Origin of the sequence: Ohtaekwangia kribbensis (genome assembly GCF_042676245.1) — a bacterium.
Lineage (GTDB): Bacteria > Bacteroidota > Bacteroidia > Cytophagales > Cyclobacteriaceae > Ohtaekwangia > Ohtaekwangia kribbensis.
Genome location: NZ_JBHTKA010000007.1, coordinates 130293 through 140888, shown reverse-complemented (window position 1 = coordinate 140888; position 10596 = coordinate 130293). Strand labels below are relative to the sequence as shown.

The 10596-nt window shown below is 44.3% G+C and carries 11 protein-coding genes; 5 read left to right on the top strand and 6 right to left on the bottom strand.

Annotation, left to right across the window (positions count from 1 at the left end; genetic code table 11):
* Positions 1–42: 42 nt before the first annotated feature.
* On the bottom strand, positions 43–489 hold the full coding sequence (locus ACFQ21_RS15820; RefSeq protein WP_377580248.1) for a type I restriction enzyme HsdR N-terminal domain-containing protein: 447 nt from the start codon (positions 487–489) through the stop codon (positions 43–45).
* Positions 490–631: 142 nt separating this feature from the next.
* Between ACFQ21_RS15820 and ACFQ21_RS15815 the strand changes: the two genes are divergently transcribed.
* On the top strand, positions 632–1402 hold the full coding sequence (locus ACFQ21_RS15815; protein ID WP_377580247.1) for an AMP nucleosidase: 771 nt from the start codon (positions 632–634) through the stop codon (positions 1400–1402).
* Positions 1403–1406: 4 nt separating this feature from the next.
* Here ACFQ21_RS15815 and ACFQ21_RS15810 read toward each other — a convergent pair whose 3' ends face one another.
* Both ACFQ21_RS15810 and ACFQ21_RS15805 read right to left on the bottom strand, forming a co-directional pair.
* Positions 1407–2732, bottom strand: coding sequence for an MFS transporter (locus tag ACFQ21_RS15810; RefSeq protein ID WP_377580246.1), 1326 nt, complete (start codon positions 2730–2732; stop codon positions 1407–1409).
* Between the two features lie 85 nt (positions 2733–2817).
* Positions 2818–3834 (bottom strand): LacI family DNA-binding transcriptional regulator, encoded by a 1017-nt coding sequence (locus ACFQ21_RS15805; RefSeq protein ID WP_377580245.1) that lies wholly within the window; start codon positions 3832–3834, stop codon positions 2818–2820.
* A 248-nt stretch (positions 3835–4082) separates the two neighbouring features.
* On the opposite strand from ACFQ21_RS15805, the gene ACFQ21_RS15800 reads away from it, so the two are divergent.
* The 3 genes from ACFQ21_RS15800 to ACFQ21_RS15790 all read left to right on the top strand — a co-directional run bounded on the left by ACFQ21_RS15800 (position 4083) and on the right by ACFQ21_RS15790 (position 5949).
* On the top strand, positions 4083–4601 hold the full coding sequence (locus ACFQ21_RS15800; protein ID WP_377580244.1) for an RNA polymerase sigma-70 factor: 519 nt from the start codon (positions 4083–4085) through the stop codon (positions 4599–4601).
* 95 nt (positions 4602–4696) lie between these two features.
* Complete coding sequence (locus tag ACFQ21_RS15795) at positions 4697–4927, top strand: hypothetical protein (RefSeq protein WP_377580243.1); 231 nt, start codon at positions 4697–4699, stop codon at positions 4925–4927.
* Between the two features lie 68 nt (positions 4928–4995).
* Positions 4996–5949 (top strand): tetratricopeptide repeat protein, encoded by a 954-nt coding sequence (locus ACFQ21_RS15790; RefSeq protein WP_377580242.1) that lies wholly within the window; start codon positions 4996–4998, stop codon positions 5947–5949.
* 42 nt (positions 5950–5991) lie between these two features.
* Here ACFQ21_RS15790 and ACFQ21_RS15785 read toward each other — a convergent pair whose 3' ends face one another.
* The 3 genes from ACFQ21_RS15785 to ACFQ21_RS15775 all read right to left on the bottom strand — a co-directional run bounded on the left by ACFQ21_RS15785 (position 5992) and on the right by ACFQ21_RS15775 (position 10397).
* The gene (locus ACFQ21_RS15785) at positions 5992–6840 is read right to left on the bottom strand and encodes a ThuA domain-containing protein (RefSeq protein WP_377580241.1); all 849 of its coding nucleotides are present in this window, start codon (positions 6838–6840) and stop codon (positions 5992–5994) included.
* 12 nt (positions 6841–6852) lie between these two features.
* Positions 6853–7896 (bottom strand): aldo/keto reductase, encoded by a 1044-nt coding sequence (locus ACFQ21_RS15780; RefSeq protein WP_377580240.1) that lies wholly within the window; start codon positions 7894–7896, stop codon positions 6853–6855.
* 137 nt (positions 7897–8033) lie between these two features.
* A complete protein-coding gene (locus tag ACFQ21_RS15775; RefSeq protein WP_377580239.1) occupies positions 8034–10397 on the bottom strand; it encodes an ABC transporter permease in 2364 nt (787 codons plus the stop codon).
* 6 nt (positions 10398–10403) lie between these two features.
* Here ACFQ21_RS15775 and ACFQ21_RS15770 point away from each other — a divergent pair, with 6 nt between their 5' ends.
* Positions 10404–10580 carry a hypothetical protein gene (locus ACFQ21_RS15770; protein WP_377580238.1) on the top strand — a complete coding sequence of 59 codons (177 nt, stop codon included), beginning with the start codon at positions 10404–10406 and terminating at the stop codon, positions 10578–10580.
* Positions 10581–10596: the final 16 nt, after the last annotated feature.

The window sequence follows — 10596 nt, the reverse complement described above, 5'->3', positions numbered from 1 at the left end:
AATCTAAAGGCTGTCGCATAACGCGGCAGCCTTTTTTATTGATCAGTTTTCAAAGGGTGGCATGGCATCCAGTACGCGCGTGGTGTTGTTCAGCCAGTCGGTTTGAAAGAGAAAGTGCCGCATGCCATTCGTCACCACCAGGAAGTTCGCTTTCAGTGTAGCATTATACATGGAAGCCTGGCGCACGGTGCTTTCAGTAATGGCTATATCCGGTGCCTTACATTCAATGATCATCCAGGGTTTACCATTCCGGTCGAACACCACTATATCTGATCGCTTCGAGAGTTTGTTGTACGACAATCCGCCTTCAACCTTTATCAGCGTTCGCGGGTATTGCATTTCATTTACCAGGTAGTGCACAAAATGTTGCCGCACCCATTCTTCCGGAGTTAGCACCAGATACTTCTTCCGCAACACATCAAAGATCCAGTGTTTGCCATCAGCCTGCTTTATCTGATGTTCAAATGCCGGAAGGTTGAGTTGAATCATACGGCAAAGAAACTATTTTTAGGCAATTTTATTTATACAGGTAGTAAAAGACGCAGATCGAACACGTCTTGACAATTAATAACAATTCAAAATTAAACTACCTGTCATTACCAATCGCCAATGATTTGGTATTTTTAGAAGCATGAAAACAAAACAAGAAATAGTAGAGAACTGGCTTCCCCGTTACACTGGTCTGCCACTCAATCAGTTTGGTAAATATATACTGCTGACCAATTTCGACAATTATGTAAAAATGTTTGCTGAGCTACACAACACCCAGGTTGTGGGCCTTGACCGCGCCATGCGTTGCGCTACTGCCGAAGGTATTACTATCATTAACTTTGGTATGGGTAGTCCCAATGCCGCAACTGTTATGGATTGCCTGAGTGCTATACAACCAAAAGCTGCGCTCTTCCTCGGTAAATGTGGCGGACTGAAAAAGAAAAACAATCTCGGAGATCTTATCCTGCCGATTGCTGCCATTCGCGGTGAGGGTACATCCAACGATTATTTTCCAGCAGAAGTACCTGCGTTACCTTCGTTCGCTTTGCAGAAAGCAATCTCAACAACCATTCGCGATTACAAACAAGACTACTGGACAGGCACGGTATATACTACCAACCGCAGGGTGTGGGAATGGGATGAAGAGTTTAAAGAGTATCTGCGCAAGATCCGCGCACAGGCTATCGACATGGAGACTGCCACTATATTTAGCACGGCATTCTATAACAAGATTCCTGCCGGTGCATTGTTGCTGGTGTCTGATCAACCGATGGTGCCCGAAGGTGTAAAGACTGAAGTGAGCGATGGTTCTGTTACCCAGCAATACGTGGAACGCCACCTGAAGATTGGTATTGATTCATTGCGCCAGTTGATTAATAACGGAGCTACTGTAAAGCACCTGCAATACTGATGATTTATACTGCAGCATTCACTTTCCGAATGCTCGCAGGCTTCACGGTAAAAAGAATCAGCATACCTATAATAAAATACAGGGCCAGGGCAAGTGCGCTATAGCGCATACTGCCCGTGATGTGATCGATGAAGCCATACGAAAATGTTCCGGCCACGATCGATAAATTATAGGTCACATCATAAAAACTGAAGTACGAGGTGTGATCGATCGTATCAACCGGAATCAGTTTGGAATACGTGGCCCGCGACAGTGACTGAATCCCTCCCATCACCATGCCCACTACAAATGCCAGCGCATAGAACTGATATTCAGTTGCAACGAAGTAGGCACCTATACATACTCCGATCCAGAGTACAATCATAACTACAAGCGAATATAGGTTACCCTTTACCTGCGATACACGCGCAAACAACCACGCGCCTATAGAGCCCACCAGTTGAATGATCACAACGGTCATGATGAGACTGTCGGTCTTTAAATGCAGCACATCGGTACCAAAAAGTGTAGCGAGATACATCACCGACTGCACACCTCCATTATAAAAGAAAAATGCCGCCAGGAATCGTTTCAGGTCTGGCGATTTTTTTAAACTCCTCCACACCGCTCTGATCTCTTCATATCCTTTCGTCCAGATGTTATCAACGGGCTTGCGTGCGTATGGATTATCCGGCAATATCGCGAAGGGTATCATTGAGAAGCCAATCCACCATACACCTACCAATAGAAAAGAAAAGCGTGTGGCTTCACCATCTGTTGCAAAGAAGAATAATTTATAGTTCATGATGATGATAGAGGAGATCACCATCAGTATAACACTTCCATAATAACCCATGGAAAAACCTTTCGCACTGGTAACATCATACTTATCGTGCGTTACGATCTCGGGTAAAAATGCATTGTAAAAAACAAGACTCCCGGAGTATCCTATACTGGCGAGTATAGAACAGGCAATGCCCCACTCCAGTGTATGTATATCTTCAAAGAAATATAGTCCCATGCATGAAAGACTTCCAAGCCACACAAAGAATTTCATGAAAGCTTTTTTGTTGCCGGTATAATCAGCAGCACCGGAGAGTAGCGGAAGTATAGCTGCTACGATGAGAAATGAAAAGGACAAAGCATAACTATATAACACGGAGTTCTGAATGGAGACACCGAGGAATTGGACAACATCGCTGCCGTTGTTCTGCGCAACAGCTTTATAGTAGATCGGAAAAATAGCCGTTGTTATAACAAGCGAATACACTGAATTGGCCCAATCGTACATATACCAGGCCCGCACGGTTTTCGGATTATTAAGTTGTGCGGCAACACTCACACCTTCCATAATGCAGTCTTTTGATTATACAAGATTAGGAATTCGCCCGGCAAAACAAAGCTCGTGTATTGAAAGTAAAGTGTTTGCTGATTTCCTATTGGACACGGGATGACTCCCGAATAATCAGGCTGCTTTTAATGACCCGTTTCTCCGGTTTCATGTCGTGGTGGCGAATGTGGTTGATGAGCATCTCCGCAGCACTCGCCCCTATATCATGAGCCGGGTGATCAATGCTGCTAAGCGATGGCTCTACAAAACGACAAAGGTTCTCGTTGTTAAAACCCAGCACGGCAACATCCTGTGGTATACGCAAGCCGTTCTTCTTCATGATGTGTATCATTTCAAGTGCCGCATAGTCGTTGATGGCAAAGATAGCATCAGGCCGCTGCGGCAGGTTGAGCAGGTAGCGTGTATACTCTTCTACTTTATCGCTGCGATAATGTGAGTGTACTATATAAGAATCTTTCACCTGCAGGTTGTGTTTACGCAATGCATCGAGATAGCCATTGAGACGCGCGCGACTGTTAAACAAATGCTCCGGCCCGGTAACGAACGCTATACGTTTACACCCTTGCTCTATCAGGTGCTCCGTTCCTTCCATAGCAATTTCATAGTTGTTGGTAACAACCTGCGAGGCCACTATATTTTCAAACACGCGATCGAAGAATACAAGTGGTATACCCTTCTCTGTTAGCGAAGCAAACTGATCCGAGCGATCAGTCTCCGTAGAGATTGATACAATGATACCATCTACCCGGCTTGATACAAGCGAATGTAAATTCTTCTTCTCGGCTATATAGGACTCATTCGATTGGCAGATCATAACATTCATACCCGCCATATCAGCCTGCTTTTGTATACCTCCAACAGCACGTGCAAAAAAGCGATTGATCGTCTCGGGCACAATCACACCAATCGTATTGGTTTTTTGTTGCTTGAGATTTATAGCGAGTGTATTGGGTTCGTATTGCAACTGACTGGCTAGATCAAGAATCTTCTGCTTGGTTTCCGGATGTATATCGGATCGTCCGGCAAGCGCGCGCGAGACTGTTGACTTGGAAATGCCCAGCATGCGGGCGATGTCTTTAATAGTGACGACTTTTTTCTGCATAGTGCTACAGGGTAGAATCAGGATCCCATAAAAATAATGTTTCGACCCCGATCCCGGGAACGGTCTCGGAAAAATATTTCGAAAATTTATACAAATAGTGCTATTAATGATTGAAAAAAGTTGAAAATTAGAACAATCAATCGATTTCGTTTATGAATAAGTCTATACCCGTTTCAACTATTCATTCGGAAAGCAGCCCAAAATTCCCGGGAATTATCCACGGACCGTCCCAGGATATTAACTCCCTCATGAATCGGATCCTCCAGGATGACGATTATACGGCCTTTCAGAAATTGTTTGCCGATATGTATTCTCCATTGTGTGTGTTCTGCGTAAGATTCGTGCACGTGAAAGAAGTTGCTGAAGAACTGGTCAGTGATGTGTTTTATACCATCTGGAAGAACCGCCAGCAGATCGTTATCACATCACCCAAAGCCTACCTGTTTGCCGCGGTGCGCAACCGCGCTTTCGATTACCTGCGTAAAATAAAGAAGACGGTATGGTGCGACCTCGAAGCTGCCATGCAACTGGCCGCAGAACTAACGAACAGCCAAGACCTGCTCATTGAACAGGAGCTTAACCACCACGTGGAAAAATCCATTGCAAGCTTACCACGCCAATGCAGGCTTATCTTTGAACTAAGTCGAGAACATGGTTTGAAGTATAAAGAGATCGCCAGTAAACTGAACATCAGCATTAAAACGGTAGAGACTCAAATGAGCCGGGCGCTAAAGCACCTGCGCGGCTCACTGCAGATAACCGGGTAAATGCCGCTAATACACTTTGTATAAAAAATTCAGCAAGCTTTTTGATCAGGGTAATGTGACTATAAATTCGTCTTTTCAATGTATACAGCATGTCGATGAAAAGACTGAACACGCAGGAATGGTCACTCATAAAACGGTATCTGAAAGCAGAAACCAGCCTGCAGGATTTAGCCAAGCTGGATATACTCTGGGCTGAAAACCCAACCCTCAAATCAGAAATCGACATGCTATATGGTAAAACCCCGTTACCATCACCGGAAGAGTTTGACCCAACCCAAGCCTTCGAAAAACTCCACAATCGCTTCAAACGCGAAGATTTGATTTAGCTATATATACTTACATCAAAAGCTTCAGACATATTTAAAGTTTTATCTTTAAAGCTCTTAACCTGCTTATGATAAAACTTATCGCAACCTGTGTCACGATAGTAACTTTCTCTGTTACCTCGCTGGCTTGTTTAAACGAAACACATGTACTACTGAACGGTAAACAAATTCATGGCGATCGATTTACTGCCGATGAAATGACTCCGACCGGAAAAGATTTTGCCAAACTCAGAGATGAGTATACCATCGAATTAAAGAAGCTCGACAGCCTTTGGAAAGCAACCAAGAATATTGAATATTATTCTGACTACGGTGTTGTATTGGTATACCTTGGACGCTATGCGGAAGCGAAAGATATATTTCAAGAAATCGAAAAGACTGCTCCTGGTCGTTATGCAACAGCCGCCAACTTAGGAACAGTATATGAATTACTGGGTGACAATATACAAGCATTACACTGGATAAAGAAAGCAGTGAAGATTGACCCAACGTCACATGACAACTCAGAATGGCTGCATGTAAAAATTCTTGAAGCGAAGATAAAGGGAGATAGCTATGTTACAAGCGATTTTCTTATCGAGACAAACTTTGGTAATGATGTTAAACCAGCATCGTCATTGGATAGCTTAGCGCTTTTAAAATTGCAAGAAGCTCTGTTTTATCAACTCAATGAACGAGTATCATTCATTAAACCAAAAGACAAAATCGTAGCATTACTGTTGTTTGAGTTGGGAAATGTATACGCACTTACAGCGGATATTACTATGTCTGTACGCTTATACGATATGGCAAAAGAGTATGGCTATTCATCAGAAGTATTCGAAAAAAGATATACCTTATTCAAAAGCATGCACAAAAATCTGAGCCATGTACTTCCTGAATCTGACGAATCCATTACATATCAACCACCAATCCTGACAGAAGCTGATACAGAAAACAATTACATGACGCTGGGAATAAGCTTATTTTGTATACTGGCTATAGTCGGCTGGAACGCCATACGTCACCACCGTAACAACTAAGAAGTAAGATTTATTCTTACTTCTTTTTTTGCTTCTTACTCCTTACTTTCTTGTTGTTCCTAACCAAGTCACCCCATCCAAAACAAACTTGTTCTGCACCTCATTCTGAAAAGTATACGACAACGTTCCATTCGTGCCGCCATAGTCCATATCGTTATGTCCCATGTTGATATAGATCATTCTATATTTCGTGTTCGTCCATGCTACCGGGTAATCACCGCTGTGCCAGATCTCATGTGGCTTCGGGCCGGTGCCTAATGGAAAACTTTTCGCATCGATCGAGAGTAGTATTTTTATATCCGGATTTTTACGCAGATCATTCTTCCAGCTATACCATTCGTTTGGTGATGATTTGAAAGTTGCCGGTATATGTTTAACGGAAGGATGTTTCTTATCCTCCACGCGAAGTATAGCACTTGTCGGTCGCCACGTATTTCCTCTATACTCACCCGAGCCTAAAAATGTATTGTGATACCAGTCCCAATTCTGCGGATAGGCAGATGATGTAAGTGCAAAGCCCGCAAAATGAAACCCCATCCAGGCACCACCCTGCTCCATATACCTTTGAAAAGCTGCACGCTGCTCCAGTGAATCCGGACGCGTATCCAAAAAAAGTACCACCTGGTAGTTGGCAAGGAATGAAGCATTGAGGTTGTTCCAGTCATTCGTAGAATCGTACTTAAAATTATACTTCGTGGCAGCTTCAGCAAAGAACCGGTTAGCTTCATGCACATAGCTGATGTGAGCAGCGTCATGCCTGGCGGTATAAAAACCAATCACGTTAAATTGTGGATTTCGCTGCTGCGCCAGAACTTCAATCCCCACGTGCATATATAGTACAAGAAACAGCGCGGCCAACGCGTGGCTATGTATACTTCTAGTATGAATCATCCTGTTATAAAATTAGTCGCGGTATAATTTAGGTGCGGCATTCAAAGCCGGAAACTGGCGCTGGTGCCAGTACGGGTATATGACCGGCACTTCGCTGACAGCATCGAGTCGCTTCACCTGTTCCAGCGTAAGGCTCCATCCTACTGCACCGAGATTTTGCTTGAGCTGCTCTTCATTTCGCGCACCGATAATAATGTTTGCTACCGTTGGTCTTTGCAACAGCCAGTTGAGTGAAACCTGTGCTATACTCTTACCTGTTTCGCGGGCAATCTCGTCCAGTACATCAATAATGTTGTAGAACACTTCGTCTGACACAGCAAAGGCTGGCACCGGACTTCCTCCCTGCGCGATGCGTGCATCTTTCGGCATGGGTTGGTTGCGTCTGTACTTACCGCTCAATCTTCCTGCTGACAATGGACTCCATACAATGGTACCAACATGTTGATCAATTCCCAGCGGCATCAACTCCCATTCAAAATCACGGTTTACCAATGAATAGTATGCCTGATGCGCTATATATTTCGCCCAGCCGTAACGTTCGGATATAGAAAGCGATTTCATCAGATGCCATCCTGAAAAATTAGAGCAGGCAATATACCGTACTTTGCCACTCTGCACGAGTGTATTCAAGGTGTTGAGCGTTTCCTCCACCGGGGTATTGGCATCGAAACCGTGCAGGTGGTATATATCAATATAATCGGTTTTAAGACGCTTCAGACTTTCATCACAGGCTTTTAGCAAATGATAGCGTGAAGAGCCATACTCATTCACACCTTTGCTCATGGGAAATGTAGCTTTGGTAGAGATCAACACCTGGTCACGTTTACCTTCAATGGCTTTGCCCAGTATTTCTTCTGACATGCCGGTAGAGTATACATTAGCGGTATCGAAAAGATTTACTCCGGCATCGAGACAAATGTTTACAAGGTGGCGGGCTTCTTCTACTTGTGTTGCTCCCCACGCCTTAAAGAATTCGCCATCGCCTCCGAAAGTTGCTGTACCAAAACTCAATACGGGAACGCGTAATCCCGAGCCGCCCAGTTGTCTGTATTCCATGATGTCTGTAATTTTTAACGTAACACGATTGCCCAGCAAAATGCCGATCGCATGAAGTTAAAAATTATCAGACATACTTAATACAGATATTCGTACCAAGGGGGCAAGCCGATATATATCCGGTACATGACTTTATCTTATTCGTCTTTGAGACACTTGGCAGGATTAACGCGCGCGGCTTTGATAGCCTGTGTGCCTACTGTGAGCCATGCCGTAAGCAGTGCCAGCAAACCACCCAGCGCAAAGTACCACCACGTTAACGGAATGCGATACGCAAAGCCCCCCAGCCAATACGTTATCAACAGGTAGCTGGCCGGTATAGCGATGACAACTGCCAGCACCACCATTTTAGTAAAGTCGCCCGACAACAAAAAGATTATACCCAACTCGCTTGAACCAAGTACTTTGCGTATACCGATTTCTTTCAGTCTGCGTTCTGCCGTAAAGGCTGCGAGCCCGAACAACCCGAGGCATGATATAAAAATAGCAAGCCCGGCAAAGTATTTTGAAAGTATAGCTACGCGTTGCTCGGCTGCATACTGCGCCTGGTATTCGGCATCCAGAAATGTATACTCGAAAATAAAACCGGGATTAAACTTGAGATATAGTTTCTGGATCTGGTCCAGTGTTTCTTTCTCACGACCTGCAGCAAGGCGTGTCATTACAATATGAGTGTCTTGTGGAGCCAGACGGAAGAACACCGGTTTGAGATTTTCATGCAGCGACTCATAGTGAAAATCTTTTACCACACCAACAATCTGCATGTCTTGTCCCCACAACTGCACCGTTTTACCGATCGGATCTTTCAGCCCCATGAAAGCAATAGCCTTCTCGTTGAAAATGATCTTCGAACTATCGCTGCCGAACTGCTGTGAAAACGTACGTCCTTCGGCCATCTTCAGGTTCATCATCTCGATAACATCATAGTTCACCGTAAAATTTTCGAACTCGGTGGCGTCATCCGGATCTTTACCTTCCCACTTCACACCATAGGTACCACTCATGTGCCCGGTAAAATCATGATTAAGCGTAGACGCCCCGGCAACACCCGGTGTATTTCGGAGCTCTGCTAAAAAGCTTTCCAGGGTTCCGGCATCCCACAGTTTACCCTCGCGTCCAAAATACAGTATATTATCTTTGTTATAGCCGAGGTTGCTAGATTGTACATACACAATCTGTTTATATACCACCAGTACTGAGACAATAAAGATCACCGAAAGCGAAAATTGAAAAACAACGAGTCCCTTGCGTGCCCACAATTCTCCTACGACCGTGTTGATCTTGCCCTTTAACACCGTAGCCGGATTGAATCCCGAAAGGTATAAAGCCGGGTAACTGCCCGCTATAATTCCGGTAAAGAGTGCTATGCCGGTAAAGGCCAGTATCAGGTTAGAATCAAAATCAAGGGTAAGACTCTTATTCGTAATCGTATTGAAGTGAGGCAACGCTATATCCACTACCAGCAACGCCACCATCAATGACAAGAAGCTCAGCAATAACGATTCCCCCAGGTATTGACTGATCAATGTTCTGCGTCCTGCTCCGACCGCTTTTTTAATGCCCACTTCTTTGATTCTGCGCGATGCCTTGGCAGTAGACAGGTTCATGAAATTTATACAAGCGATAATGAGTATAAATACAGCAATAACACTAAACAGTTTTACATACGTAATTCGTCCGCCTACAAGCACTCCGTTTTCATATTTACTGTAGAGGTATATTTCCGAGTATCGTTTGGCGAACATCGTACGATGCGTTACGTTGTTATCGGTCTTCTTCTTTACCAGGTCTTTTATCTTCTCGTTAAAGGCAGCTACTGATGCATCTTTCTTCAGCAGCACGTAGGTAAGCGCAGATGTACTTCCCCAGCCTGTTAGCCATTCTTTACCCTCTTTGAATTTTTCGAACGACCACACAAAGTCAAACTGATCAGATGCATTGCCTGGCATCTTCTTAAATATACCCGACACATGAAGCTGCAACTCATGATCGAGGTCGATGGTTTTTCCAATAATATTTTCGGTTGTCTTGAACAATCGCATTGCCAGTGCATCCGAGATCACGATCGAGTTTTTATCCGCGAGTAATTTATCCTTTTCTCCGACTAAAAGCGTATGCGAAAATATCCTGAAGAAGTCCGTACCAACCGGTTTGCCCACCTCGCGCAAATTCGTATCGTCTACCGACACCGTTGATTTACCAACGCGACCTACCGCAGCCGCGTATGCAACTTCCGGCATTTCATTTACCAGTGTCTCGGCCGTTGGTCCGGATGTAGTATAGGCCGTCCAGATACCATCCGTCTTTACACGGTGTTCCATTATCTCATACAGCCGATCGTCATTCTCAAAGAATGAGTCAACATTCAATTCATCCTTTACCCAAAGGTATATCAGCAACGTACAGGCGAGCCCCGTTGAAAGCCCGAGCAGATTGATGAAAAATGTACTCTTGAATCTTTTAAAGTTCCGGTAAATGAGAAGCAAGTTGTGTCTCAACATAGTTGTATGAATATAGTGATTACGCTCACACGACCAAGTATAATTGCCTGCCGTGTAATTCCCGATCACCTGAACGAAACCGGTGCCACAATAAAAAATGCGTTTTCCGCTGCTGAAATGGCTTCTATAGCCTGGCGGATAATCGAAGTGCCCATTCATAGAAATGCAACTGCTCACTTCTGAACAGTTGCATGCTATA